Source organism: Streptomyces olivaceoviridis (assembly GCF_014650115.1).
Lineage (GTDB): Bacteria > Actinomycetota > Actinomycetes > Streptomycetales > Streptomycetaceae > Streptomyces > Streptomyces olivaceoviridis.
In genome coordinates, this window is the sequence record NZ_BMUI01000013.1 from 180,331 (window position 1) to 206,351 (window position 26,021).

A 26,021-nucleotide genomic window follows, 5' to 3' on the forward strand; every position below is an offset into this window, starting at 1 on the left:
CCGTCAGCCCAGGTTCGGGATGCGCCAGTCGATCGGCTCGTGCCCCTGCGCGGCGATCGCCTCGTTGGTCTGCGTGAACGGGCGGGAGCCGAAGAACTTCTTCGCGGACAGCGGTGAGGGGTGCGCGCCCTTGACCACCACGTGCCGGGTCTCGTCGATCAGCGGGAGCTTCTTCTGCGCGTAGTTGCCCCACAGGACGAAGACGGCCGGGTCGGGCCGGGAGGCCACCGCGCGGATCACCGCGTCCGTGAACTTCTCCCAGCCCTTGCCCTTGTGCGAGTTGGCCTCGCCGGCCCGGACCGTGAGGACCGCGTTGAGCAGCAGCACGCCCTGCCGGGCCCACGGCATCAGATAGCCGTTGTCCGGGACGGGCAGGCCCAGCTCCTCCTGCATCTCCTTGTAGATGTTCCGCAGGGAGGGCGGGGTCTTCACGCCGGGGCGGACCGAGAAGCACAGGCCGTGGCCCTGGCCCTCGCCGTGGTACGGGTCCTGGCCCAGGACCAGGACCTTCACCCGCTCGTACGGCGTGGCGTCCAGCGCGGCGAAGACCTCCTCGCGCGGCGGGTAGACGGGACCCCTCGCCCGCTCCTCCTCGACGAACTCGGTCAGCTCCTTGAAGTAGGGCTGCTGTAGCTCGTCGCCCAGAACCCCGCGCCAGGACTCGGGCAGCATGGCGATGTCGGTCACGTCAACGTCCTCACGATGTCGATCAACTACGGCGTGCGGTCACTTCAGGTCTTCGAACCTACAGGCGACCACTGACAACCGGTGCCGCGAGGACCGTCCGCCGAGCCCGGCAGCCGGGCTCACCAGCTGGTCTTGCGGTGCAGCGTCCACATCATCATGATCGTCGAGGGGTCCAGGGCCTGCTCGCCGCCGGAGATGTCGACGCTGGCCGCGAGGAACTGCCGGCCCTGCCACAGCGGGATCAGCCGGGCGTCGTCCACCATGATCCGCTGGGCCGCCTCCACGTCCTTGACGGTCTGGGCGCGGTCGCTCTCCGCGCGCGCGTGGGGCAGCAGCCGGTCGGTGATCTCCTTGGCCGGGTAGGGCGTACCGAGCGCGTTGTGCTCGCCGACGAACGGGGCGATGAAGTTGTCGGCGTCGGGGAAGTCCGGGAACCAGCCGCGTCCGAACACCGGGTACTCGCCCTTCTGGTAGCCGACCACGTAGCTCTTCCACGGGCGGCTCCTGAGGGTGATGCTGAACAGGCCGGAGCCGTCCAGTTGCCGCTTCAGCTCCCGGAACATCAGGGCCGTCTCGGAGCCGTAGCGGTCGGTGGTGTACCAGAGGGTGAGCGGGACGGGCCGGGTGATGCCGGCGCCGGAGAGGATCTCGCGGGCCTTGGGGACGCTCGGTTCGCCGTAGTCGTCGAAGAACGGGGTGGCGTGGCCGGTCAGGCCCTTGGGGACCATCGAGTACAGCGGGTCGACCGTGTCCTTGTAGACCTTGTGCGCGATGGCGCCCCGGTCCACGATCTGGGCGATGGCCTTGCGCACGGCGGGCTGCTTGGCCCAGGGGTCCTCGGGGTTGAACACCAGGTAGCTGATGTCGGTGCCGGCCCCGTCGACCAGTTGCAGGTCCTCGCCGGCGTGCTCCTGGAGGGCGAGGATGTCGTCGGCGGCCAGGCCGCGGTAGGTGACGTCGATCTGCTTGTCCCGCAGCGCCTTGACCATGCCGGCGGAGTCCTTGAAGTACCGGATGGTCACCGCGTCGTTCTGCCGCTCGGCGAAGCCCTGGTAGGTGTCGTTGCGCACCAGGACGGCCTTGCCGCCCTCCTCGTAGGACCGGAGCTTGTACGGGCCCGAGCCGTGGACCGTGGTGTCCTCGCGCAGGGAGTCGGCGGGGTAGTCGTCCGGGTCGACGATCGACATGGCGGGGGTGGCCAGCACGAACGGGAAGGTGGCGTCGGACCGGTTGAGGTGGAAGACGATCTCGCGGTCGCCGCTGGTCCGGACGTTGTCCAGGCTGCCGAGCAGCCCGGCGGGGCCACCGGGGGCGTCGATGGTGCGGATGCGCTCGATGGAGTGCCGGACGGCCTCGGCGGTCAGCGGGTCGCCGTCGGCGAACTTCAGGCCGGCGCGCAGCTCGCAGCGGTAGGTGCGGCTCGTGGAGTCGGTGAAGGAGCAGCTCTCGGCGGCGTCGGGCTGGGGGGTGGTGGCACCGTTCGGGTAGGCGAGGAGCGTCTGGAAGATGTTCCGGTACAGCTCCCAGGAACCGTCCCAGGCACCGGCCGGGTCCAGGGTGCTGGGGGCGCTGGTGGTACCCACGACGATCGGCCCCTGGCTGTCGGGGTCGCCGTCGGACAGCAGACTGCATCCGGCCACCAGCGAAAGGGACGCGATCACCGCGACTCTCCGCGGGCATCGGCTCCGGTTGAACACGCGCACGCTCCTCGATCCGCCGTACCAAGGGTCGGCAGACCATACCGCAGCGTCCGGGAGCCTGAACCTGCCCGAATTCAGACCGTCTTGATCGACCGAGCGGTGACGACGTTGTCATTCCGCTGTGCGGACTCTGGACGGCCTTCCGGGCGCCGATCCGTCCGAAAATCGACGCCCGGAAGAGATGCGCGGCTCAGCCCACGCCGGCGTTGAGGAAGATGCCGCCGTCCACGACGAGGGTCTGACCGGTGATCCAGTCGGACTGCTCGGAGGTGAGGAACGCGGCGGCCCCGCCGATGTCGGAGGGCACTCCGAGCCGGCCGAGCGGGTAGGCCGCCGCGGCCTCCTCCTCGCGGTTCTCGTACAGGGCCTGGGCGAACTTGGTCTTGACGACGCCCGGGGCGATCGCGTTGACCCGCACCTTGGGCGCGAACTCGTGCGCGAGCTGCTGGGTCAGGTTGATCATCGCGGCCTTGCTGACGCCGTAGGCGCCGATGAAGGGCGAGGGCGCGAGGCCCGCGATGGAGGCGATGTTGACGATCGCGCCGCCGTTGTCCTTCTGCCAGGCGTGCCAGGTCTTCTGGGCGAAGCCGAGCGCGGAGATCACGTTGGTCTCGAAGACCTTGCGGGCGACGTTCAGGTCGAGGTCCGCCATCGGGCCGAACACCGGGTTGGTGCCCGCGTTGTTGACGAGGAAGTCGACCCGGCCGAAGGCCTCCATGGCGCGTTCGACGACCTCGCTCTGGTGGTCGAGGTCATGGGCCTTGCCGGCGACGCCGATGACCCGCTCGGCGCCGAGCTTCTCGACGGCTTCCTTCAGGGCGTCCTCGCCCCGGCCGGTGATGCACACGCGGTCGCCGCGCGCGATCAGCGCCTCGGCGACGCCGTAGCCGATGCCGCGGCTGGCGCCGGTGACGATCGCGACCCTGCCGGACAGCTCCGGGAGTTCAGTCATGTCCGTGTTACCCCTGGATCCTTAGTTGAGCGGTCCGCCGGCGACGTACAGCACCTGGCCGGAGACGAAGCCGGCCGCCTCGCCGGTGAAGAACGCGATGGCGTTGGCGATGTCCTCGGGCTCACCGACGCGCTGCACCGGGATCTGGGTGGCGGCGGCCTTCTTGAAGTCCTCGAAGCCCATGCCGACCCGGTCGGCGGTGGCCTTGGTCATCTCGGTGGCGATGAAGCCGGGGGCGACGGCGTTGGCGGTGATGCCGAACTTGCCCAGCTCGATGGCGAGGGTCTTGGTGAAGCCCTGGAGACCCGCCTTGGCGGCCGAGTAGTTGACCTGGCCGCGGTTGCCGAGCGCCGAGGAGGAGGAGAGGTTGACGACGCGGCCCCAGCCGGCGTCGACCATGTGCTTCTGGACGGCCTTGGTCATCAGGAACGAGCCGCGCAGGTGCACGTTCATGACCGTGTCCCAGTCGGAGGCGCTCATCTTGAACAGCAGGTTGTCGCGCAGCACGCCCGCGTTGTTCACCAGGATGGTCGGGGCGCCCAGCTCCTCCACGATCCGGGCGACGGCCGCCTCGACCTGCGCCTCGTCGGAGACGTCCGCGCCGACCGCGATGGCCTTGCCGCCGGCCGCGGTGATCTTCTCGACGGTGTCCTTGCAGGCGGCCTCGTCCAGGTCGATCACGGCGACCGCGCGGCCCTCGGCCGCCAGTCGTACGGCGGTGGCGGCGCCGATGCCGCGCGCCGCGCCGGTGACGACCGCGACCCGCTGTTCAGTGGTGGACATTGCTGTGTCTCCTCGCCCTTGAGAGAACCTGTCGGGCCCTCGGAGAGGACCCCCTGGTGCGGTGAGCGACCGCTTAGTACCTTCAGCACCCGTGACGCTAGAAGCCCTGGCACCCGGTGTCAACGGCACATCCGGCCGGTGTGATCCATTACCTCACCAAGAGGTCCAGCAACCGCTCCGTCTCGGCCGCCGGGTCGGCCGTCAGGCCGGTGTGCACCGGTCCGGGCTGGACCACGGTGGAACGGGGCGCGATCACCCAGCGGTAGCGGCGCCCCGCGTCGTCGCCCGCCGCCTGCCCGGCCTGGTCACCGCCCGCGCAGTGCCGCTCGATCGCACGCAGCGCGGCCCGCACCCCGGCGACGTCGGCGGCCGGGTCCAGCGCGCGCAGCCGGGCCTCGTCCAGATGGGTGCGGGCACCGACGTAGTCCCGGGCGCGGCAGTACACGACCACGCCCGCGTTGATGCACTCCCCGCGTTCCACCCGGGGCACGACCCGCAGCAGCGCGTACTCGAACACGACCCGGTCGCCGCCCTGGCCCGCCCGGGTGATGTGCCGCTCGGTCACATGGCCGGCCATGTGGATGTGACGCTCGCTCACTTGCCCTCCCCCGTTACGGAGCCGCTGACGGTGCCGATGCCGGTGATCCGCTCGGCGATGCCGGCCGCCCGCGCGAGCAACGGCCGCGCGTAGGCCCGGCGCAGGTCGTCCGGTGTGTCGAAGCCTGGCTCGTCGGCGAGCCAGACGTCCGGGATCTCGGCGGTGACCTCGGCGAGCAGGTCCTCGGTGACCCGGGGTGCCAGCTCGGCCGCGGCGGCCGTGACGTCCGGGGCGAAACCGGCGAGGGCGTGGTCCGAGGCGTCGTAGGGACGGGCCGCCGAGTCCTCGGCGCCGGGCCAGTTGTGGTGCCAGATCATGGTGGCGCCGTGGTCGATGAGCCACAGCTCGCCCTGGTGCACGAGCAGGTTGGGGTTGCGCCAGGAGCGGTCGACGTTGTTGATCAGCGCGTCGAACCAGACGATCCGGCCGGCCTCCTCGGGGCTCACCGGGAAGGCGAGCGGGTCGTAGCCGAGGGCGCCGGACAGGAAGTCCATGCCGAGATTGGTGCCGCCGCTGCCCCGGAGCAGGTCCTGCACCTGCTGCTCCGGCTCGCCGAGCCCGAGGACCGGGTCCAGGCGGACGGTGACCAGGCGGGGCATGCGGAATCCGAGGCGCCGGGCGAGTTCGCCGCACACCACCTCGGCGACCAGCGTCTTGCGGCCCTGTCCGGCGCCGGTGAACTTCATGACGTACGTCCCGAAGTCGTCGGCCTCGACGAGCCCCGGCAGCGAGCCTCCCTCACGCAGGGGCGTGATATAGCGGGTCGCGGTGACCTCTTTCAGCATTTTCCCAGGCAGCCCGTCTCTTCAGCCTTGCGTCAAGGGCCGTTCGCCCCTGTGCTTCCGGCCTCCGGCATGAAGTGAGCATAGTAACCGAGGGTGATCGTCGGTGAAGAGCGTCAGGCTTGGTCCCGCAGTCTTCGCCAGGCGCGGGTGCGGTGCAGTACGTAGAGGGAGACGAACAGGACGCCCGCCTGGAGCCCTATGGCCAGCAGCCAGAAGACCACCCTGCTCTCCAACTCGTCCGTCATGAAGGCGAAGTTCATGCCGAAGAAGCCCGTCAGGAACGACAACGGCAGGAAGATCACCGACACGATGGCCAACCGGTTGATCACACCGTTCTGCTCGCCCGCGACCAGGGACCCGTAGCTGGCGAAAGCCCGGCGGGTGGCCTCCTGCAAGGACTCGATGTCCGCGAGGACGAGCCGGGCCGCGCGCTGGAACTCCTGAGCGAGCCGCTGACGCTCCACCGGGAAGTCGCCGCTCATCATCCTGCGGGTGATCATCTCCTCGACCACCTGCAAGTACGGCAGCAGCGAGTGGTGCAGGAGGGCGGCCCGGCGGCGCAGGTGGGACAGACGGTAGATCTGCTCGGGGCGCCGCTTCGCGAACATGTCGTCCTCCAGCTCCTCCACCTGGAGCCGGGCGCCCACCGCGGCACGGCGGAACGTCGTCAGCGCCTCCTGGAGCACCAGGAACAGCGCGGCCACGGCATCGTGCGGCTTCTCCCGCCGCAGGGACGTGGTCCAGTCCGCCGCCAGGACGGCCCGGCCCCAATGGGAGAGGACCAGGTGGCGTTCACCGGCCAGCATGTGGAGATGGGCGACCCGGTCGCCATGGACCACCGGAACGACGAACGTGGCGATGTCACCCAGATATTCGGCCCGCGCGGACTCTCCCTCCCTGCCGAACCAGGCCAGTTCCCGGGCGTCCAGTCCGAGCCGGTGGGCCAGTGGCTCGCCCGCCGGGCCCTCCTCCACGGGCAGCTCGACGGCGAGCAGCAGGAAGGAGTCGTGGGCGAGCCGCTCACGCGCCTCCGCCAAGGAGAGGCGCGTGATGGTCCCCTCCGGCATCGACACCATCCTTACGATCATCGCGCCCTCACCGCGGTCCTCGCCCGCGCCCGGCGTGCGTGGCCCTCAGTCGAACATGCCGGAGGCGCCTTGCCGCCCCACGCACAGGGCCCAGATGACGAATCCGGAGAAGGCCATCAGAACGATCGACCAGACCGGGTAGTACGGCAGGGAGAGGAAGTTGGCGATGATGACCAGCGAGGCGATGACCACTCCGCCGACGCGCGCCCACAGGGCGCCCCCGAAGAGACCGAAGCCCACCAGCAGCGCGACGGCGCCGAGGATCAGATGGATCCAGCCCCAGCCCGTGAGGTCGAACCGGAAGACATAGCTGCGTGTCGCGAGGAAGACGTCGTCGTGTGCGATCGCCATGATGCCGCGGAAGATGTCCAGCAACCCGGCGAGTACGAGCATGACGGCGGCGAAGGCCGTGAGGCCGGTGGCCCATTGCTGTTTGGCGGTCTGTGTGGAAGCGGTGTGTGCGGCGGGCATGGTGCGACCTCGTTTCTGTGCTGTGCGCCGTGTTCAGCGCGTTGAGGCGGAGGGGGTTCCGCCCGGACGTCCGGACGGCCCGCTGCCGGCGAGGACCAGTTCCTTCGCGCGCCGGAACTCGTCGTCGGTGATGTCTCCGTGCGTGCGCATCGCGGACAGTTTCGCGAGCTCGTCGGCACTGCTCAGGGGGGCGTCCGCCCGGGCGGTGCGGCGGATGTAGTCGTCGACGGCCTGCTGCTGCGCACGGGCCTGCTGCACCTCCCGGCGGCCCATGTTCCTGCCGCGGGCGATCAGGTAGACGAAGACGCCCAGGAAGGGCAGGACGACGACGAACACCAGCCACCCCGCCTTGCCCCAGCCACCCAGGTCGTCGTCACGGAAGATGTCGGTGACGACCCGGAAGAGCAGGATGAACCACATGATCCACAGGAAGAACACCAGCATGGACCAGAAGACGCTCAGCGCCGGATAGTCATAGGCGAGGCGGATGTGCGTGCTCATGTCTCACCCTCCGTCCCGGGTCCGCGCCCGGTAGCCGTTCCGTACGCTCAGCGTGCGCGGAGCGGACCGCGGCCACCTCACCCGGTACGGGTGAACGTCCGTCATGGGACCGATCGGTCCACCCGGTCGGACATCGGTCCCGTCGCCGCGGACAGGACCGCCATGACGGCGAGCACGACCACGACCAGGACCAGGACGAGCACCACCGCGCCCACCGTGGGGTGGTTCCACAGCACGAGGGACAGGGCGCCGGCCCCGATGATCACACCGGTGGTCCAGGACCGGTGAACGGCCAGCCACTGTCCGAAGTGGCCGGTGCGCACCCCGACGCCGCTCAGCCCCCGTCCCGCCGCCGTGGTGCCCTTCTGCGCCGCGGACCGCACGGCCCGGGCCGCGCGACTGGGCCCGTACAGCCAGGCCGCCAGTGCCGTGATCAACGAGACGACGATCAGTGTGCGGACACTGTCCCGCAGGAAGCGGACAAAGGTGTCGAAGATCGCCGCCGCCGCGTCGGGGGGCAACGTGGCCGGCGGGACCGAGTCGAGATAGACACGCCGTACGACGACCAGTGCCACGAGCAGCACGACCATCATGGCGCCGACGCCGAGGGCGGTGACCATCAGCATCAGCCGGTGTCCCGGAGCGGTCCACACGGCCGCGACGGCCGCGACGAGGGCCAGGACGGGGACCCAGACGCCGAGGATGTCGAGCAGCCGCATCGCGTTCTGGGCCTTGCGCAGCTTCTCCGTGTGGAACAGGGTGACCGAACGGTCGATCTGCGGGATCGCGGAGGCGTGCTTGAATCCGGCGTCCACCAGGCGCTTCTGCACCTGGTCGATCACCACACCGATGTCCAGCTGGACGGTGTCACCCTTCGCCCGGAGCGCTCCCTGCCCTTCTCCGGTGAGCATGCCGACCACCGAGGACTGCGCCCGCCGGTTGCCCGCCACCCATGCCTGCTCGAAGACATCGCTGGTCACCACGCGGTGGACGACCCGGTGCACGACCGACCGCAGGGCGGAGCGCAGCGGGCCGGTCAGCTCCCCGGCCGCGTCGACCACACGGCGCGGCGCCCCGTTGTCCGCCAGGACCTTGCTGAGCGAGGACGTCACGGCCTGGACGTCGACCTGGCTCACCACGCGGTCGGTCAACCGGTCCACGAGGGCGTTCTGGACGGCCGGCTCCGAGGCGAGCGGCGCCACGGTCTGCACGTACCGGTCGGTGTCGGCGACCGTGTCGTGGACCCAGACCGCGACGACGGCCAGCGGGGCGAGCACGAGCGTCAGCACCAGCAGGACCGATGCGCCCAGGCGACGCAGACGCCGGTGGCGTACCCGCGCGGCGCGCTGGAGCCGCAGGTACTCCGCGTGTTCGTCGGCGGTCAGGGCATGACCGGCCGGTACGGGCGAATCCGGACCGGCGGGTCCGGAGGCGGTGCCGGAATCCATGGTCCTCCTTCGGAGGGAGTGTCGTCGGTGGCGTCGGGGGCCCGGCCCGCGGAGGGTTCCCCCACCGAGAGCTCGCGGACGTCCGGGTGCACGGCGTCCGTGCCCAGGTCGCACCGGCCCGGGAAGCCCGGTCCGGGCCGTGCGGCTCGCCGGGCGAAGGGGCGCGTGGCCTTCGCGGGCCCGACCACGCCGGTGACCCGGGCCGGCGGTCCCGAGGGACGGGCCCCGCCGGCGAGCCGCCGCGGTCGGGCGTACGGCTCGTGACCGCGGGAGCAGGTCATGGCTCCTCCTCACGCGATCGGCGGATTTCCTCCGCAGGGCCGACGGGGCCGTGTGCGGGCACCTCACCGGGCCAGAGTGCCGCCGACCGGCCGCCGGGGGGTCACCCACGGCGGGTGATCCGTGCGGAGGACCGCGACGATGAGGTGGTGCGGAGGGCCGGCGGCCGGCCCGTGGCGGAGCGGACGAAGAGGCACGAGATGACCGATCCAGTGGCTGCGGGCGAGCGGCCGGACCCGCCGGACGGGACGGCACGGTCCCTCCAGCCGGGTGCCTGGGCGATGGCCGTCTCGGTCACCCGCTCGGCCGGTGTCGCGGCCGGTCTCGTCACCGCGTACTACCTGTTGCCGCTGGACCGGTACCACGAGGACCTCGCCGCGCTGACCCTCGTCGGTGGTCTGCTGGCGGCCGGCCTGTTCTTCGGCTGGGAGGTGTGGCTCATCAGGCGCTCACCCTGGCCGCGGCTGAAGGCCGTCGAGGCCGTGACGGCCACCGTGGCGCTGTACCTGGTTCTCTTCGCGAGCGGCTACTACCTGCTCGAACGCGCGGTGCCCGGGTCCTTCAACGAGCACCTGAGCAGGACCGACGCGTTGTACTTCGCACTCACCACGTTCACCACCGTCGGCTTCGGTGACATCGTCGCGCTCTCCGAGACGGGAAGGGTGCTGGTGATGTGCCAGATGACATGCACTCTGCTGATCGTGGGGCTTGCCGTACGGGTGCTCGGGGCCGCCGTCCGCGCCGGTCTTCGGCGCCAGGGGCGGGGCACGCCGGAGTGAGGCCGCCGGCCGGGTCAGGACGGCATCTGGCGCATCTCCAGCACCCTCAGCCCCAGGGACTGGCAGCGGGCCAGCAGCCCGTACAGGTGTGCCTCGTCGACGACCGCTCCGAACAGGATGGTCTGGCCGGCCATCAGGACGTGGTCCAGCTCGGGGAACGCCTTGACCAGCGTCTCGGTCATCCGTCCGTCGACGCGAATCTCGTAGCGCATGAGCTGCTCTCCCCACGTCTCCCCGAGGGGACCGCCGGCCCCTGTCCGTGCGATCCTCCGGCTCCGTCCCTCGCACCGCATCGCCCGTGGGAGGTGAGACCGCCTGTCACGAGGGCGCCCGACCGCGTGCGTCCGCCCCGACCGCTCGCGAGGCCTGCCGTCACAGGAGCCCCAGTTCGCGCGCGCGGCACACCGCGTCGTGACGCCGGTTCACGCCCAGCTTCCGGTAGGCGCTCTTGAGATGGGTCTTCACCGTGTTCACCGAGACGTACAGGTCGGCGGCGATCTCCTCCGTGGACATCATCTGGGCCAGCCGGCGCAGGACGTCGCGTTCCCGTCCGCTCAGTTCCTCGACCACCGGCGGCGCCGGTTGCTCCCCCGTGCGCGCCGGAGAGCCGCGCCTCGTGGGCCCGCAGGGGAGCCGGCCCTCGGCCAGTGCTCCCAAGGGCAGGGCGCGCAGCCACGGCCCGGCCTCCGCGAAGGGGCGTCGCAGCCGCTCGCGGCGGGCTTCCCGGAGCGCCCGCGAGACGAGCCCGCACTGGGCGGCGTAGTCACCGTCCTCGCCTGCCAGTTGGGCCCTGACCAGCGCGGCCCGTACGGTGATGGCGGGACCGAGGTCGCCCTGTGGCCGCATTCTGTCGAGCAGTTCGGCCGCGGCCTCGGGTCTGCCCGCGGCCAGTTCCGCCTGCGCGGCCCCCACCAGGCACACCGGCTCGTCGCCGGGCACGTCTTCCAGCAGCTTGACGGCCATCTCCGGCCGGCTCTCGGCGAGGTGAGCGGCGGCGGCCACGGACGCCGTGTGCGCTTCGGCCCAGGGGGACGCCACATCGGCCACGACGGCCCGGTCCGCCGCTTCGAGCGCTGCCTGCGTGTCGCCGCGGGCCAGCAGGATCCGCCCGGTGACGATGGCCCGCCCCGCTTGCGTCACCGGGTCCGGCGGCGGGTGCCGCGCGTCCACCGCGACGTCGAGGAGCGCCTGCGCCCGGTCGAGCTCGTCGCGTTCGACGGCCACCGCGGCCAGGACCAGCGAGGCCAGCCCCGGCCCGGACACCGGGGGCGGGCCGCCTTGGTCCGCCGCGGTGACCGTGGCCAACGCCTTGCGCTCGGCTCTGCCCGGCCAGCCCTTCAGATAGTCGATCAGGGCCAGGTGGCCCAGACACTCCCGACGTGCCTGCTCCGTCGCCCCCGTCCCGCTGGAGTCGACCACCGTGGTCAGGGCCGCTCGGGCAGCCCGGACCCGGCCCGCCCACAGTCGCGCCGAGCCGAGGTGGGTGAGCAGGAGTGCGATCAGCTCGGGGTGCGCCTCAAGAAGCGCGTCCGGAACGTCGCGCCGCACCTGTTCCGCGAACTGTGCCGCCCTCTCGGCTCGTCCCGGCGCACCCGTCAGGCGCGCTACCAGAGTCTCCAGGAAGGCGCAGCTCAGCCGGGTCGCGGCCAGGTCGGCCGGATCGCCGTCCGCCGATCCGGCCTGTGCCGCCAGGGCCTGTGCCGCCCGTCGCAGCCGGGAAGAGCCGCGCGCGACCTCACAGCGGGACAGCGCGCAGGCGGCGCGGACGAGGTCCGTGGCCGCACTGACGGGCTCGGGCCCCATGCGGGAGAACAGCCGGGACAGCTCGTCGCAGTGCAGGCCGCTGAAGACCTCCCCCAGGGCGAGGTCGCCGATGACGGCGCGGGCGGCGGTCTCCCAGTCGTCCGCCGCGGCTGCGTGGCCGAGCGCTTCGCCGAGGGACCCCGAGCGCCGCAGCCAGCGTGCCGCGCGGCGGTGGAGCTCGGCTTCCAGCTCCGGGGAGCGCACCCGGAGGTGGGCGCGGAGGATCTCCCCGAACAGCGGATGGAGACGGAACCAGGCGTGCCCGAGGTACTCGACGAAGGCATTCTGGCCGTGCAGAGCGGTCAGGACCCGTTCGGCGTCGGTGCGCCCGGTGAGGGCGTTGGCGAGATCGGGGCAGAAGCGTTCGAGGACGCTGACCCGCAGCAGCAGGTCCTGCGTCCCGGCTGTCTGCCGCTTGAGCACCTCGGCCAGCAGGAAGTCGGCGATCGTGGTGCGGTCGGCCTCGAACTCCTTGAGGAACGTCCGCGGATCCGGCTCTCCCTGTGCCGCCAGGGCGCACAGGCGCAGTCCGGCTGCCCAGCCACGGGTGCGCTCCACCAGCGCGCCCGCGTCGTCGGCCGTAAGACGCAGGCCGTGCAGCGCCAGGAGAGCGGCCGCTTCGCCCGGGGTGAAGGCCAGCTCGGCGTTCCTGATCTCCGTGATGGTGCCGGCCGCCCGGTAGCGGTGCAGCGGCAGGAGGGGCTCGGTGCGTGTGACGAGAACCAGGCGCATGCCGTGGCCCGCCTGACGGAGGACGAATTCAAGCTGGTCCGCGATCTCCGGGTCGGTCACCCTGTCGTATTCGTCGACGACCAGGATCACCGGGGTGTTCCGGGTGCTCAGTTCGGCGGCGAGCCGCGTGAGCAGCCTGTCGTCCGCGCGGCCCGCTTCGGCGGGGAGGCCGGCGTCGGCGGACGTCGTCACGCCGGCGAGGCGCAGGGCCTCCAGGAGGTACGCCCAGAAGGTGCCGCCTCCCTTGGCCGCCACCTGGGCGGTGAGCCAGGCGACGGGCTCGTCCCGGGTCGAGGCCCAGTCGGCGGCCAGCAGGGTCTTGCCCGCTCCCGCGGCTCCGTGGACCACCGTCAACGGGGTCAGCAGGGCCTCGTCGAGGTGCCCGGCCAGCCGGTCGCGCCGCAGGAACGTCACGGGACGCGCCGGTACGGCGAACTGCGTGCGCAGGAACGGGTCCCCGCGGGGATCGGCATGTGATGTGGCCGGCGCCCGTCCGTTCCCGCCCGGTACGGCCATGCTCCTCACCACCTCGATCGTCGCCCTGTGGACGACGCAGGAAGGGCAGAACTGCCCTGGGCACAGCAAGGACCGGATGTCTCCCCGACGCCGGCTGTGACGAGCGCCGGTGGACAGTGAGGACGGCGCCCCGTGATGTCAGCTTACCCTTCCGGATCGCCGGGGCTCGTGGTGACCGTCGGCCTCACCACCCCTGCGAAGGCGTGTCAGTTCGGAGGGCCGTGCGCCGAGACGGGTCGTCAGCCGGTGCTTCGCGGCGGCCGTCAGCTCGTCGAGACGCTGCTCGAGCCGGTTCATGTCCGGGGCGAAGTTCCCCTTCGCCACCTGGCCCAGGACGGTCGCGACCTCCCTTTCGAGGCCGGCCATGGCCGAGCGGACCTCGCCACTGTCGATGTCCACTTGGGCGCTGTCCCAGACGGTGCGGCACTCGTCCCTGAGCCTGACCGCTTCGGCCCTGGTCCGGTGCCGGTGCTCAGGTGAGTCCGGCGCGCTGGTCGACCGCGGCAGCCCAGCCACCCAGTCCCTCGCCGCGCACACCTGTCCGAACTGCTGGTGAACGGCCTGCCGCTGGGCCTGAAGTCCCGATCGCTCGTCCCTGCGGCGCTGTCCCAGCGTTCTGACCACGTAGTGGGCTGTCGCTCCGAGGAAGCCTCCGCCGAGGGCTCCGCCGAGGCCCACGAGCGCCGTACCAAGCCTGATCACACCTGTCAGTGAACGGCTCGCGGCGGCGGGTACGACGGTCCACGCCGAACGCGTCACCCGTTGTGCCCGCAGACGGGCACGCGGTCGGTCGAGTGGCGAGGGTCCCGACGACCCGGCGGGAGACCACGGTTCGTCCGGCAGGGTCCACGGCCGCGGTGACGTGTTCCCGCGAACGGACCGGCGACCGGGTTCTCCCAGGGGCCGGGCTTCGAGATGCGGTCATCCGCACCCCCTGGTTACGCTCGCTGAGTGGCCGGGTGGAACGGCCCATGGCCTGGCGCAGCAGTCGCCCCGCCCCGCCCAGCGGAAACGAGAACTTCCGCTGTCCACTCCGTCGCAGTGCTCACACCTCCACGGGAGGAAGGTTGCGATGAGGTTCACCCGCATGCGTACAGCAAGGGCCACCTGGGCGGCTCTGGTCGCCGTTCCGCTGGCACTCGGAGGTCTGACGTCACAGAGCCACGCACAGGACGCGTCTCCCAGCCCGTCGGGGACGTTCGGTCCCGGCTGCTCGTCGCTCTCGCAGAAGGCCGACACGGCCAGGGACAAGGTCGTGGAGGCGGCAGCCGCCTACCCGGAGCTCAGCCAGCTGGTGGCGGCCACGGTCCGCGCCAAGCTGGGCGGTACCCTCGACGGGAAACCCGACGTCACCGTCTTCGCCCCCAACGACCAGGCGTTCAAGAAGGTGACCGCCTCGCAGCTCGCCTCGCTCCTGAAGAACGAGGGGCAGCTGAAGAAGGTGCTGACCTACCACGTCGTGGACCAGCGCATCGCCCCGGACCAGCTCGCCAAGGGCTCCTTCACCACGGTGGAGGGCAGCAAGCTGACGACGTCGGGCTCGGGCAGCCACTTCAAGGTCAACGGCAAGGCGAACATCGTCTGCGGCAACATCAAGGCCGCGAACGCCACCATCTACGTCATCGACGCGGTTCTCCAGCCCCCGTCCTGACCCGAGGCTCCCGCTCCCGGCTCGGTGCGCCCCCTGAGGGCCCGCCCGGGAGCGGGAGCCTCTTCGCGCAGCTTTCGGTTCCTGACCGGACGGGAAGGATCCGGGCGCCCGTCTGAACGGCCGCCACCTCCTGGCCGTACCCCTTGACGGACCATGAGAAGCTCCGCGAAAGGACACGCTCAGATGACCAGCCCATCCCTCCACCCCGCAGCGGGACCGGCCCGCCGTACCGTCATGGCGGCGGCCGGAGCGGCGGGGCTCGCCGCCGCGCTGACCGCCTGCGGTTCCGGCGACGACTCGTCCGGCACCGTCGACACCGGCTCGGGATCCGGCGGGTCCGCGCAGGACGGCGCCGGCTCCGCCGGCGGCACCGCGCTGGCCAGGACCGCCGACATCCCCGAGGGTGGCGGCAAGATCTTCAAGGACCAGGGCGTCGTGGTCACCCAGCCGTCGGCGGGCACCTACAAGGCGTTCTCGTCCAAGTGCACCCACCAGGGCTGCGCGGTGGGCAGCGTGGCGAACGGCGTGATCGTGTGCCCGTGCCACAACAGCGAGTTCTCCGTGACGGACGGCAGTGTGCAGAAGGGGCCCGCGACGCAGCCGCTGCCCGCGGCGAAGATCGCCGTCTCCGGCGACGAGATCACGCTGGCCTGAGCGGGTTCAGCGCCGTCCGCGCGCCCGCCCGAAGCAGCCGAGCAGTTCGTCGGTGGTCGCGATCGTGGCGACCAGCGCGAGGGTGTTGCGGATCAGCGCGGGGGTGTAGTCGGCGGGCACCCCCGCGATGGCGTCGGCCGGGACGACGGCGGTGTAGCCGAGGTTGACGGCGTCGAACACCGCGTTGGGTACGGCCACGTTGGCCGAGACCCCGCTGACGATCAGCGTGCGGCAGCCGAGGTTGCGCAGCAGGGCGTCGACCTCGGTGCCGTGGATCGGCGACAGCCCGTGCAGCCGCCGTACGACGAAGTCCTGCTCGGCGACCTCGACCGGCGGCGCGACACGGACCGCCGTGCTGCCGGTCAGCTGCTGCACGGGAAGCCGTTCGGCGGCCCGGAACAGGCGCGCGTTGCGGTTCGCTCCCCGGCCGTCGGGGCGGCGCTCGGCGACCGCGTGGATCACCTGCACACCGGTGTCGTGGGCGGCGGCGACCAGCCGGGCCACGTTGTGCAGGGCACCGGAAGAGCGTGCGGCGCGGGCGAGTTCGGGCAGGGCGCTGTCCGGGCCGACGACCCCCTGCTGGCACTCCACGGTGAGCAGCACGGTGCTCGCGGGATCGAGGAGGTCGTCGAGTCGCTCGTACGACGGCATGGCAGCGCCCCCTTGAAGACGACGGCTTCTCTTTTCTGACGTGATGTCAGAGGATCACCATAGTTTTCTGACACGACGTGGGAGAAGAGGGGGCCGCATGACCGTCACACAGCAGCGCCGGGGCCGGAAGATCATGATGACGCCCGGCGAACTGGACGAGTTCCTCACCGCCCAGCGCACTTGCCGGGTCGCTACCGTCTCGGCCGACGGCGCACCGCACGTCAGCGCGCTGTGGTTCGCCTGGGACGGCACGTCGCTGTGGTTGTACTCGGTGGTGCGCAGCCGGCGCTGGGCGCAGCTGCGCCAGGACCCCCGGGTGGCCGTCGTGGTGGACTGCGGCGAGGAGTACGACCAGTTGCGCGGGGTCGAGCTGTCCGGCCGGGTGGAGTTCGTCGGCGAGGTGCCCCGCCGGGGCGAGCTGTGCGCCGAACTGGACACGGCCGAGACGCTGTTCGCGCGCAAGAACTTCGGTCTGGACGAGATGCCGCACGACGGCCGGCACGCCTGGGCCCGGCTGACCCCGGACAAGATCGTGTCGTGGGACTTCCGGAAGCTGGGCGGGGCGTAGCCCGCGGCGCGGGTCTCAGCCCAGCTTCCGGGCCGCCGTCCGCAGCGCCTCGACGGCCGCGCGGATCGAGGGCCTGCGGTCGGCGTCCGCCCGCCAGACCACGTACACATGGCGGCGCACGCGCTGTCTGAGGGGCACCAGGACCACCCCCTCGGGCACCGGGTGCCGGCCCAGCAGCGGCGCGATGCACACGCCCAGCCCGGCCGCGACGAGCCCGAGCTGGGTGTGGGTCTCCCCCGCGCGGTGGCCGACGATCGGCTCGACGCCCTTGGACCGCAGGGTGAACATCAGCCATTCGTGGCAGAACTCGCCCTCGCCCCAGGTGATCCACTCGTCCTCGGCGAACTCGGTGAGGTCCACCTCGTCCCGGTCCGCGAGCCGGTGCGTCGCGGGCATGGCCACCTCGGCCGGATCGTCCAGCAGGGGCGCCTTGACCAGGCCGTCGGGCACGGGCATCGGCTTGTTGTACCAGTCCAGGACCACCGCGAGGTCGAGATCGCCGCGCACGACCCCGGCGATGCCCGCTTCCGGCTCCAGCTCGCTGGAGCGCACGCGCAGTCCCGGGTGCTCGGTGCGCAGGGCGCCGAGCGCGGCGGGGAACAGGCCGCGGGCGGCGGTCGGGAACGCCGACAGCCTCAGTTCGCCGACGACCTGGCCGCGCTGTGCCTCCAGGTCGGACTGGGCCAGCTCGACCTGGGACAGGATGCGCGCCGCGTGCTCCGACAGCAGCCGGCCGGCGTCCGTGAGCCGTACGCCCCGGCCGTTCTTGGCGAGGAGCTGCTGGCCGACCTCCCGCTCCAGCTTGCCGAGCTGCTGCGAGACCGCGGACGTGGTGACGTGCAGCGCGTCGGCGGCGGCGCTGACCGAGCCGTGCCGGGCCAGGGCGTCGAGGGTGCGCAGGCGCTCCAGGTTCAACATGTAAGCGATTCTAAGAGGTACCAGGTGAGAAATCTCGATTGTGCTACGCGGTAGTCTCCCGCATCGTGGAGCCCATGAGCACGGTCACCGCATCGACCCGAACCCGGTCCCAGTCCCCCGCCCCCGTCCGGCCGCGCGCCCGCCTCTCCTGGCGGCTCCGCTTCGGCGTCCTGTCCCTGATCTGGGGCTTCAGCTTCCTGTTGATCAAGGTGGGGACCGAGGGGTACGCGCCCTTCCAGGTCACCCTCGGGCGGCTGGTGTTCGGTACGGCGGTACTGGTGGCGGCGATGGCGGTGAAGCGGGAGCGGCTGCCGCGCGGGGCCCGGCTGTGGGGGCACATGGCGGTCGCCGCGTTCCTGCTGAACGCCCTGCCGTTCTCCTTGTTCGCCTACTCCGAGCTGACGATCCCGTCCACCCTGGCCGGCATCTGCAACGCCACGTCCCCCCTGTGGGGCATGGCCCTGTCCCTGGTCGCCCTGTCCGAGGACCGGCCGACCCGGGTGCGCGTCGCCGGGCTCGGCCTGGGTTTCCTGGGCGTCCTCACCGTGCTCGGCGCCTGGCAGGGCTTCCACGGGCTGGACGCCACGGGTACGGCGATGGCGCTGCTGGCCTCGCTGAGCTACCCGGTCGGCTGGATCTACGTGCGGCGGACCCTGGCCGGCACGGGGAACTCCCATCTGTCGATGACCGGGGGCCAGTTGCTGCTGGCGACCGTGCAGCTGGCCGTCGTGACGCCGTTGTTCACCAGCGTCCCGGAGCACTTCGCCGTCGTTCCGCTGCTGGCCGTCGCCGCCCTGGGCGCGCTGGGGACCGGACTGGCGGTGCTGATCCAGTACGGGCTGGTCGCCGAGGTCGGGCCCACCACCGCCCAGATGGTCACGTACTTCATCCCCGTCATCGCCACGGCCGCGGGGGTGGCGATCCTCGGGGAGACCCTGCGGTGGACCACGCCGGTCGGGGCGGTGATCGTGCTGGCGGGGGCCGCGCTCACGCAGGTGCGGGGCAAGGGCGCGTGAGGGGCGGGGTGCGGGGTGCGGGGTGCGGGTCCATGGTGGCTCACCGCGCCCCGTAACCCGGCACCGTCAGCCGTAGGCGCGGGCCGGGGACGGGCGCACCGCCGCCGCCACCGCGTCGGCCAGCGGGGTGATGTCCTCCCGCGTGAGCGGTGAGATCGTGATGCGGACCGCCTGCGGGGAGGCCAGGCGGAAGCGGGCGCCCGGGGCGACCGCCCAGCCTCTGTGGAGCAGGCGGGCGATGGCGCCCGTCTCGTCGGGGACCGGGACCCAGACGTTCATGCCGCTGCGGCCGTGCGCGACGACCCCCCGCTCCGCCAGCGCGTCGACCAGGCCGGTCCTGCGGGCCCGGTACGCCTCCGCCACCGCCGCCCGGTCGACCGCGCCCTGGGTCCACAGGTGGGCCACGGCCCGTTGCAGCAGGAGGCTCACCCAGCCGGGGCCCAGGCGCTGACGGCCGCGGACCCGGTCGACGGTGACGGGGTCCCCGGTGAGGACGGCGAGGCGCAGGTCGGGGCCGTAGGCCTTGGCGGCGGAGCGGACGAAGGCCCAGTGGTGGGTGACGCCCGCGAGGGGGTGCAGCGGCAGGTCGACGATGCCGTGGCCGTGGTCGTCCTCGACGAGCAGGGTCCCCGGGTGGTCCCGCAGCACCGCGCGCAGGGCACGCGCGCGCGTGGCGGTGACCGAGGCGCCGGTCGGGTTCTGGGCCCGGTCGGTGACGATCAGGGCGCGGGCCCCGGACTCCAGGGCGCGGCGCAGGTCGTCGGCGCGCGGTCCGTCGTCGTCCACGCCGACCGGGGCGGTGTGCAGACCCAGGGCGGGGACGAGGTCGAGGAGGCTGCCCCAGCCGGGGTCCTCGACGGCGACCGTGTCGCCGGGCCTGAGGTGCGCGGCGAGCACGCGTTCGACGGCGTCGAGGGAGCCGGAGGTCACGGTCAGCGGGCCCGCCGGGACGCCGTCGGCGTCGAGTTCGGCGCGGGCGAGGCGGGCGAGGTCGGCGTCCACGGGGTCGTCGCCGTAGCGGACGGGCACGCGGTCGCCCTGCTCCGCCGCCGCGGCGAGGGCCGGGGCCAGGAGGGGCAGCAGGGCCGGGTCGGGATTGCCCGTGGACAGGTCCCGGCCTCCGGGGGGCACCTCCACGCACAGCTGCTCGCGGCCGGTGGTGGCCGGCTTGGGGCGGATACGGCTGCCCCGGCGGCCGGCCGTCTCGATCACGCCGCGTTCGCGCAGGATGCGGTAGGCGGCGGCGACCGTGTTCGCGTTCACTCCGAGCCGGGCCGCCAGCTCCCGCATGGGGGGCAGGGCCTCGCCCGGTCGCAGCTCGCCGGTGCCGACCGCCTGCTCGACGCCGGCCGCGATCTCGGCTGCGCCGCGCCCGGCGATCCGATATTCTCCTAGCACAAAGAGCATTATGCACTAGTACAAAACTCGCCGCCACTGGAGGGGACGCCATGCAGGGCACGACCGAGGACACACGGGCCGCCGCCTACACGCCGACCGACCGGACCGTGCCCACGCGCTCCGCCGAGCGGGCGTCCTACGACAAGGAGCTCGTCCACGCGATCCTGGACGAGGGGTACGTCTGCCACCTCGGCTTCGTCCGGGACGGCGCCCCGGTGGTGCTGCCGACGCTGTACGGCCGGGTCGGCGAGCGGCTCTACGTGCACGGCTCGACCGGCTCCCGGCCGCTGCGGATGACCGGCCAGGCCGACCCGGGTCTGCCGGTGTGCCTGACGGTCACCCACGTCGACGGGCTCGTGCTGGCCCGCTCCGCCTTCCACCACACGATCAACTACCGCTCGGTCGTGGTGCACGGCACCGCGTACGAGGTCACCGACCCCGAGGAGCGGCGGCTGGCCCTGGACGCGCTGGTCGACCACGTCGTCCCGGGCCGGGCCGCCGACTCCCGGCCCGGGAACAAGAAGGAGCTGGCCGCCACCGCGGTCATCCGCCTGGACCTGGAGGAGGTCTCGGCCAAGGTCCGCACCGGCGACGCCGACGACGAGCCCGAGGACATGGACCTGCCGCACTGGGCCGGGGTCGTCCCGCTCCGCAAGGGCTACGACACACCGGTCCGCAACGCCGACCTGGCGCCCGGCGTCGAGCTGCCGGACTACCTGGCGGAGCGGTAGCGGCCGAGGGTCACACCGGGGCGGGTTCCCGCCGGCCGGCCCCGCGGGCCTCGCCCACCGCCAGGCCCGCGACCGCGCCGAGCATCAGCAGGGTGCCGGCCGCCGTGGTCACCGTGAGCCGCTCGCCGAGCAGAACGACGGCGAGCACGGCCGCGGTCACCGGCTCCAGCAGCATGATCACGGAGACGGTCGCGGACCGGACGACGGCGGCACCGGCGAAGTAGAACGCGTACGCGAGGGCCGTGGGTACGGCGGCGATGTACAGCAGCAGCCACAGCAGCCGGGCCGGGTGGGCGGTGTGCGGGAGCAGCCCTTCCCCCGCCGCGAACGGCAGCAGGCACAGGCTGGTCACGGCGAAGGCGCCCACCGTGGTGCCAGCGGCGTCGGTGCCGCCGTCCCTCCCCCACCAGCGGGTGAGCAGGGTCATCACGCCGTAGCCGGCCGCCGAGACCAGGGCCAGCAGCACCCCGGCCGGCCGTACGGTCGCCGCCGAGCCGCCCAAGGTGAGCACGGCCAGTCCGGCGAGCGCGCCGGCGACCGCCGCGGCACCACCGGCGCCGAGCCGTTCCCCGAGCAGCAGCCGGGCGCCGAGCGCGATGAGCACAGGGCCCGCGCCGAGGGTCACGACGGTGGCCACGGCCAGCCCGGTCGACGCCACGGCCGCGAAGTACGCGGTCTGGAAGACGGCCAGGCCGAGCCCGGTGGCCGGCGCCCTCGTGAGCGTGCGGCGCAGGGGCCGGGCCGGGGCCGGACGGCGGCCGGCCGGCCGCAGCACCCGGCCGGCCGACAGGAGGGCAAGCCCCAGCGCGCAGCGCCAGAAGGAGAGGGCGAAGGCGCCCATGTCGCTGGTGCGGTAGACCAGCGAGGCGGCGGCGCCCGCGGTGCCCCAGGCGGCACCGGTGGCGATCAGGTAGAGCAGGCCACGCCCGACGGGCAGGTCTGAAGTGGGGTGCGAGAAGGTCGACAAGGGAATCTCTCCGCAGAAGCGCACGTGGACGTGCGGAAGTTCGGGAGCGTCCCGCCCGGGCGGGGCGCGTGGACTTCATCTGCGGGCGGCACCGTCCGGCCCGGCGCGCACGCACCGGGCGGGACCCGGAGGCCCGCCTCAGGCGGCCGGGGGCGAGAGGACGAGCGCGCGGTGCGACATGATCCGGAGCCTAGGCGGCCGTACCCCGCGCGGACAACTCCCTTTCCGCGCCACCCGAGGCGACCGGCGTGGAGGAGCCCTCGGCCGGGGTGGCGGACTGCGCGATGAACGCGCCGACCAGGACGACCGCGCCCCCGGCGACCTGCGGCGCGGACAGGTGCTCGCCGAGCAGTACCCAGGCCAGCACGGTGGCGATGACCGCCTCCAGACAGGCGACGACCCCGGCGACCTGCGGCGACAGCCGGCGCACGGACAGCACCCCGGTGACGTACGCGATCACCGTGGCGACCAGCACGATCCACGCGAGCAGGGCGACGGCCGGTACGGCGGTGCCGTTCAGGCGGGCGGAGCCGGCCAGCACCGGCCAGTCGATGCTCCAGGGGCGGGCCACCGCGGTCAGCACGGCGGCGCCGACGAGCAGCCCGTAGGCGATGACACCGAGCGGGTCCGGCGCCTCCTCACCCGCGTCGCTGCCCTGGTCGGACAGCACGAAGTAGCCGACCTGGCAGCAGGCGGCGCCGAGCGCCAGCACCAGGCCCAGCGCGTCGAAGCTCAGGCCGGACCAGACCTCGACCACGCAGGCGAGACCGCCTGCGGCGAGGACGACGCCGAGCGCGGCGGCACGGCTGACGGGACGCCGCTGCACGAACCGCACCCAGCCGAGCACCAGGGCGGGGGCGAGGTACTCGACGAGCAGGGCCACGCCGACCGGTATGCGGGAGAGCGCGGCGAAGTAACAGGCCTGGACACCGGCGACGGCGAGCAGTCCGAACCCGGCGAGCAGTGCGGGCCGGCGGCGCGGCAGCGCCCGGTGCCGGATCGCGACCGGCAGCATGACCAGGGCGGCGCCCGCCACCCGCAGCCACACCACGTGGAGAGGGTCGAGCCCCGCCTCGATCAACGGCTTGGCGGCCACTCCGGACCCGCCGAAGGCCAGCGCCGAGCCGAGCGCGAGACCGAGCCCGGCTCCCTTGCCGGGGCTGTCCTGACTGCTCACAGACGTACGCACCGGCACATGATGACAGGCGACGACAGGAGCGTCACCCCTGGTGACACCTGTCTCAGCTGATGGACGGCGGCCGGAGGGGGGACCAGGGGGTCAGCGGGCCGCCCCGTCGTCGTCGGCGTACACGTCCGCGCCCGCGTCGATCCGCGCGGCCAGTTCGCGGGCGGGGACGCCGGCGCGTTCGAGGACCTCGACCGCCCGGGACCGCGGGTCCGCGGCGAGCGCCGCGAGCAGGTCCGTGCCGCCGACGCGGGGCGCGCCCCGCCGCCGGGCACGCGCGCGGGCGTCCGCGAGCGCGGCGGACGCGGCGGGCGACCAGCCCTCGGCGTCCTTGCCCGGACCGCCGGGACCGGCCGGACCCACGGGGCCGGCAGGCCCGGCGAGACGCGCGGCGTCGGCGGACCCGGCGAGACGCGCGGCGTCGACGGGGCCGGCGAGACGCGCGGCGTCGACGGGGCCGGCCGGTGCGGGGACGAGGGGCATGGCGCCGGAGTCCTCCACCCGGCTCTGCCAGCGCAGTCCGTAGCCGATGCTGCGCTGCACCAGGTAGCCGAGGACCCGGGCGAGCCGTTGCGGGCCCCCGACGGCGGCGCGGGCCTCGGGATCGTGCTCCAGCAGGGCGTGCAGCAGATGGGCGGTGTCGGTGTGCCGGTCCCTGTCCCGGACGGCCCTGCGGCGGGCAGCGGAGACCACCGCCGCGAGCTCGGCACCGAGCCCGGCAGCGCCGTCCGGGTACGGAACCGCTCCGTCTTCGGCGGTCCGGTGGGCTGTACGGGGTTGCACATCCCCTACCTCATCAGCCGCAACGGGACGGGACATCCACGAGGGGAACCATTTGCGCGTCCCACGCGGAGTGGACATCGCCGAGCCGGATCTCATCCTTACGGAGGAGATCAGACCGATCCCGCGCACGGACGGCACGCCCTCGCAACGGTTCTGACAGTTCATCAGTATTGAATGTTCGCGCCACCACGGCTACGTTCCGCGACACCGTAGCCCGATACGCCCGATCCGAAGGGGTGGCCGCATGGCCGAAGTCAGCGCCGAGGCACGCATCCAGGCGCCGGCCGAGAAGGTGTGGGCCCAGCTCACCGACTGGCCGTCGTACGGGGCGTGGAACGCGACCCACACCAGCTTCCCGCGGGGCGGCCCGGAGACCCTGGCCGTGGGCGGCACGTTCCAGGAGAACATGAAGCTGATGGGCTTTCCGGCGGAGGTCGACTGGACCATCGAGGAGCTGGAACCGGCCCGGGTGTTCGCCATCCGCGGCAAGGGCCCGATGGCGGTGACCGTCGCCACCCGCTACACGCTGACCCCGGACGGGGACGCCACGACGCTCCGGATCGACGGGGAGTTCACCGGGGCCGCGGTGTCGTTGATGGCGGGCAAGCTCAGGGACTCGGCGACGGCCGCCCTGAACGAGTCGCTGCGCAAGCTGGACGGACTGGTGGCCTGAGCCGGGACAGGCGAAGGCGCCCCGCGCGGACAGCGCGGGGCGCCACGGCCCTCGTCCAGGGGGCTCAGTCCTCGTCGGCGAGGATGAGGTACAGCTTCTTGCGGGCGTCGTTGATGACGGCGAGCGCCTTCTCGCGCTGCTCCTTGCTTCCGGTCTTCCACACCTGGCCGAAGGCCTCCATCAGCCCGAAGCCTGCCTGGCGGATCTCGGTGAGGGCCTCCCAGTCGACCCCGCGCGAGGCCTCCTCCCAGGGGGCGTCCGGTCCCTCGTCGGCGGCGGCGCGTCCGCTCTCGGTCAGGGCGAACAGCTTCTTGCCGCCCTCGCTCTCGCTGGCGATCAGGCCCTCGTCCTCCAGCAGCTGGAGGGTCGGGTAGACCGAACCGGGGCTGGGCTTCCAGGCGCCGCCGCTGCGTTCGGCGATCTCCTGGATCATCTCGTAGCCGTGCATGGGCCGGTCCTTGAGCAGGGCCAGGATCGAGGCGCGTACGTCACCGCGCCGTGCCCGCCCTCGCGGACCGCCCCGTCCGCGCGGCCCCCAGGGGCCCGGTCCGAACCCGGGTCCGCCGGGACCGAAGCCCGGACCGCCCGGACCGAAGGGCCCGAAGGCGGCCCGCCGCCCGTCGAACCCACCGAAACCACCCATACCCCGTCGGCCGGGGCCCTCGTGCCGATGTCCACGCTCGAAACCGTGGGTGCGCATCGCGATCACTCCATTCCATCGTTGATCTGTCGCGTCTGCATCGCATATCGTTCGCGATACCTCAACGATATATCGGAACCGATCGCCTGACAATCCCCTTCCCGAGCGGTCGGCCCGGCCGGGAACCAGTCCGGCAGCCCTGAATTGGCCTTGGTCCGAGGGCCGTCGCAGTCGCTAGCGTCGGGGCATGCGCATCCGAATCGTCGACGCCTTCACCGACCGCCCCTTCGCCGGCAACCCGGCCGGAGTCCTGCTCCTGGACGACGTCTTCCCGGACGACGACTGGCTCCAGGACGTCGCCATGGAGGTCAACCACGCGGAGACGGCGTTCGCGCACCGGTTGCCCGAGGGCGGCAAGGCGGACTGGGCGCTGCGCTGGTTCACGCCCGTCACCGAGGTCGCGATGTGCGGCCACGCCACCCTCGCCACGGCCCACGTCCTGCACACCACCGGCGCCCACGAGGGCCCGGTGCGGTTCGCCACCCGCAGCGGCGTGCTGATCGCCACGCCCGGCGCGGACGGCTCGGTCACCCTGGACTTCCCGACTGCCCCGCTCACCCCGGTCGAGATCCCGGCCGGGGTCGCGGAGGCGCTCGGGGCGCGGCCGGTCGCCGCGTTCGACACCGGTCCGAACGTCGGCGACCTGCTGGTGGAACTCGCCGACGAGAAGACCGTGCTCGGCCTCTCCCCCGACCACCGGGCCCTCGGCGCCTACTCCTCACGCGGCATCATCGCCACCGCCCGCGCCGACGAGCCGTCCCGTGGCTACGACTTCGTCTCCCGCTGCTTCTTCCCGAACGTCGGCATCGACGAGGACCCGGTGACCGGCAGCGCCCACACCGCGCTCGCCCCGCACTGGTCCGCCCGCCTCGGCCGCGACGACCTCACCGGGCTCCAGGCCTCCCGCCGCACCGGGCTGGTCCGCACCGGCCTGCGGGGCGAACGCACCCTGCTCACCGGCTTCGCGGTGACGGTCGTCGACGGCGAACTGCGCGCCTGAGGG

The 26,021-nt window shown here is 72.5% G+C and carries 28 protein-coding genes; 8 read left to right on the top strand and 20 right to left on the bottom strand.

The window, feature by feature from the left end; genetic code table 11:
* Window positions 1-3: 3 nt before the first annotated feature.
* From ung to IE273_RS24645, 10 genes are all read right to left on the bottom strand, one after another.
* Window positions 4-687, bottom strand: coding sequence for a uracil-DNA glycosylase (gene ung / locus IE273_RS24600; protein ID WP_189817344.1), 684 nt, complete (start codon window positions 685-687; stop codon window positions 4-6).
* A gap of 119 nt (window positions 688-806) precedes the next feature.
* Window positions 807-2,384 (bottom strand): ABC transporter substrate-binding protein, encoded by a 1,578-nt coding sequence (locus IE273_RS24605; RefSeq protein ID WP_189817345.1) that lies wholly within the window; start codon window positions 2,382-2,384, stop codon window positions 807-809.
* Window positions 2,385-2,577: 193 nt separating this feature from the next.
* Complete coding sequence (locus tag IE273_RS24610; protein WP_189817346.1) at window positions 2,578-3,339, bottom strand: SDR family oxidoreductase; 762 nt, start codon at window positions 3,337-3,339, stop codon at window positions 2,578-2,580.
* Window positions 3,340-3,360: 21 nt separating this feature from the next.
* Window positions 3,361-4,122 (bottom strand): 3-oxoacyl-ACP reductase FabG, encoded by a 762-nt coding sequence (fabG, locus tag IE273_RS24615; protein ID WP_014671373.1) that lies wholly within the window; start codon window positions 4,120-4,122, stop codon window positions 3,361-3,363.
* Window positions 4,123-4,270: 148 nt separating this feature from the next.
* Window positions 4,271-4,720 carry a DUF3037 domain-containing protein gene (locus tag IE273_RS24620; RefSeq protein WP_229887472.1) on the bottom strand — a complete coding sequence of 150 codons (450 nt, stop codon included), beginning with the start codon at window positions 4,718-4,720 and terminating at the stop codon, window positions 4,271-4,273.
* On the bottom strand, window positions 4,717-5,505 hold the full coding sequence (locus tag IE273_RS24625; RefSeq protein WP_189817347.1) for a HipA family kinase: 789 nt from the start codon (window positions 5,503-5,505) through the stop codon (window positions 4,717-4,719). Before IE273_RS24625 ends, IE273_RS24620 begins: the two co-directional genes overlap by 4 nt.
* Before the next feature lie 113 nt (window positions 5,506-5,618).
* Window positions 5,619-6,572: a CorA family divalent cation transporter gene (locus IE273_RS24630; protein WP_189817348.1), complete on the bottom strand. Its 954-nt coding sequence runs from the start codon at window positions 6,570-6,572 to the stop codon at window positions 5,619-5,621.
* 66 nt (window positions 6,573-6,638) lie between these two features.
* Entirely contained in the window at window positions 6,639-7,064 is a 426-nt protein-coding gene (locus IE273_RS24635; RefSeq protein ID WP_189817349.1) for a DUF7144 family membrane protein, read from the bottom strand.
* Window positions 7,065-7,097: 33 nt separating this feature from the next.
* Window positions 7,098-7,565 carry an SHOCT domain-containing protein gene (locus IE273_RS24640; RefSeq protein ID WP_189817350.1) on the bottom strand — a complete coding sequence of 156 codons (468 nt, stop codon included), beginning with the start codon at window positions 7,563-7,565 and terminating at the stop codon, window positions 7,098-7,100.
* Window positions 7,566-7,666: 101 nt separating this feature from the next.
* On the bottom strand, window positions 7,667-9,013 hold the full coding sequence (locus tag IE273_RS24645) for a hypothetical protein (RefSeq protein ID WP_189817351.1): 1,347 nt from the start codon (window positions 9,011-9,013) through the stop codon (window positions 7,667-7,669).
* A gap of 560 nt (window positions 9,014-9,573) precedes the next feature.
* On the opposite strand from IE273_RS24645, the gene IE273_RS24650 reads away from it, so the two are divergent.
* Window positions 9,574-10,071 (top strand): potassium channel family protein, encoded by a 498-nt coding sequence (locus IE273_RS24650; protein WP_189817395.1) that lies wholly within the window; start codon window positions 9,574-9,576, stop codon window positions 10,069-10,071.
* 14 nt (window positions 10,072-10,085) lie between these two features.
* Here IE273_RS24650 and IE273_RS24655 read toward each other — a convergent pair whose 3' ends face one another.
* The 3 genes from IE273_RS24655 to IE273_RS24665 form a co-directional block, all read right to left on the bottom strand.
* Entirely contained in the window at window positions 10,086-10,283 is a 198-nt protein-coding gene (locus IE273_RS24655) for a DUF8691 family protein (protein WP_014671381.1), read from the bottom strand.
* A gap of 160 nt (window positions 10,284-10,443) precedes the next feature.
* Window positions 10,444-13,122: a helix-turn-helix transcriptional regulator gene (locus IE273_RS24660; protein ID WP_229887474.1), complete on the bottom strand. Its 2,679-nt coding sequence runs from the start codon at window positions 13,120-13,122 to the stop codon at window positions 10,444-10,446.
* 138 nt (window positions 13,123-13,260) lie between these two features.
* Window positions 13,261-13,824, bottom strand: a complete 564-nt coding sequence (locus tag IE273_RS24665; RefSeq protein ID WP_189817352.1) for a hypothetical protein — start codon at window positions 13,822-13,824, stop codon at window positions 13,261-13,263.
* 385 nt (window positions 13,825-14,209) lie between these two features.
* On the opposite strand from IE273_RS24665, the gene IE273_RS24670 reads away from it, so the two are divergent.
* Window positions 14,210-14,773: a fasciclin domain-containing protein gene (locus IE273_RS24670; RefSeq protein WP_229887475.1), complete on the top strand. Its 564-nt coding sequence runs from the start codon at window positions 14,210-14,212 to the stop codon at window positions 14,771-14,773.
* Window positions 14,774-14,956: 183 nt separating this feature from the next.
* Window positions 14,957-15,427 carry a Rieske (2Fe-2S) protein gene (locus tag IE273_RS24675; protein ID WP_189817354.1) on the top strand — a complete coding sequence of 157 codons (471 nt, stop codon included), beginning with the start codon at window positions 14,957-14,959 and terminating at the stop codon, window positions 15,425-15,427.
* 6 nt (window positions 15,428-15,433) lie between these two features.
* Here IE273_RS24675 and IE273_RS24680 read toward each other — a convergent pair whose 3' ends face one another.
* Window positions 15,434-16,078, bottom strand: a complete 645-nt coding sequence (locus IE273_RS24680) for a cysteine hydrolase family protein (protein ID WP_189817355.1) — start codon at window positions 16,076-16,078, stop codon at window positions 15,434-15,436.
* A gap of 97 nt (window positions 16,079-16,175) precedes the next feature.
* On the opposite strand from IE273_RS24680, the gene IE273_RS24685 reads away from it, so the two are divergent.
* A complete protein-coding gene (locus tag IE273_RS24685; protein WP_189817356.1) occupies window positions 16,176-16,646 on the top strand; it encodes a pyridoxamine 5'-phosphate oxidase family protein in 471 nt (156 codons plus the stop codon).
* Between the two features lie 15 nt (window positions 16,647-16,661).
* On the opposite strand, the gene IE273_RS24690 is transcribed toward IE273_RS24685, so the two are convergent.
* Entirely contained in the window at window positions 16,662-17,564 is a 903-nt protein-coding gene (locus IE273_RS24690; protein ID WP_189817357.1) for a LysR family transcriptional regulator, read from the bottom strand.
* 74 nt (window positions 17,565-17,638) lie between these two features.
* On the opposite strand from IE273_RS24690, the gene IE273_RS24695 reads away from it, so the two are divergent.
* A complete protein-coding gene (locus IE273_RS24695; protein ID WP_189817358.1) occupies window positions 17,639-18,580 on the top strand; it encodes a DMT family transporter in 942 nt (313 codons plus the stop codon).
* 66 nt (window positions 18,581-18,646) lie between these two features.
* Here the strand turns inward: IE273_RS24695 and IE273_RS24700 are convergent, their stop codons facing one another.
* On the bottom strand, window positions 18,647-19,978 hold the full coding sequence (locus IE273_RS24700) for an aminotransferase class I/II-fold pyridoxal phosphate-dependent enzyme (protein WP_189817359.1): 1,332 nt from the start codon (window positions 19,976-19,978) through the stop codon (window positions 18,647-18,649).
* 50 nt (window positions 19,979-20,028) lie between these two features.
* Between IE273_RS24700 and IE273_RS24705 the strand changes: the two genes are divergently transcribed.
* Complete coding sequence (locus IE273_RS24705) at window positions 20,029-20,709, top strand: pyridoxamine 5'-phosphate oxidase family protein (RefSeq protein WP_189817360.1); 681 nt, start codon at window positions 20,029-20,031, stop codon at window positions 20,707-20,709.
* Window positions 20,710-20,719: 10 nt separating this feature from the next.
* Here IE273_RS24705 and IE273_RS24710 read toward each other — a convergent pair whose 3' ends face one another.
* The 3 genes from IE273_RS24710 to IE273_RS24720 form a co-directional block, all read right to left on the bottom strand.
* The gene (locus tag IE273_RS24710) at window positions 20,720-21,676 is read right to left on the bottom strand and encodes a DMT family transporter (RefSeq protein WP_189817361.1); all 957 of its coding nucleotides are present in this window, start codon (window positions 21,674-21,676) and stop codon (window positions 20,720-20,722) included.
* Between the two features lie 190 nt (window positions 21,677-21,866).
* Window positions 21,867-22,871, bottom strand: a complete 1,005-nt coding sequence (locus tag IE273_RS24715) for an EamA family transporter (protein WP_189817362.1) — start codon at window positions 22,869-22,871, stop codon at window positions 21,867-21,869.
* An 84-nt stretch (window positions 22,872-22,955) separates the two neighbouring features.
* On the bottom strand, window positions 22,956-23,555 hold the full coding sequence (locus tag IE273_RS24720) for a Clp protease N-terminal domain-containing protein (protein ID WP_189817397.1): 600 nt from the start codon (window positions 23,553-23,555) through the stop codon (window positions 22,956-22,958).
* 334 nt (window positions 23,556-23,889) lie between these two features.
* Between IE273_RS24720 and IE273_RS24725 the strand changes: the two genes are divergently transcribed.
* Window positions 23,890-24,318: a type II toxin-antitoxin system Rv0910 family toxin gene (locus IE273_RS24725; protein ID WP_189817363.1), complete on the top strand. Its 429-nt coding sequence runs from the start codon at window positions 23,890-23,892 to the stop codon at window positions 24,316-24,318.
* 64 nt (window positions 24,319-24,382) lie between these two features.
* Here the strand turns inward: IE273_RS24725 and IE273_RS24730 are convergent, their stop codons facing one another.
* On the bottom strand, window positions 24,383-25,018 hold the full coding sequence (locus tag IE273_RS24730) for a PadR family transcriptional regulator (RefSeq protein ID WP_189817364.1): 636 nt from the start codon (window positions 25,016-25,018) through the stop codon (window positions 24,383-24,385).
* 187 nt (window positions 25,019-25,205) lie between these two features.
* Between IE273_RS24730 and IE273_RS24735 the strand changes: the two genes are divergently transcribed.
* Window positions 25,206-26,018, top strand: coding sequence for a PhzF family phenazine biosynthesis protein (locus IE273_RS24735; protein WP_189817365.1), 813 nt, complete (start codon window positions 25,206-25,208; stop codon window positions 26,016-26,018).
* Window positions 26,019-26,021 lie beyond the last annotated feature (3 nt).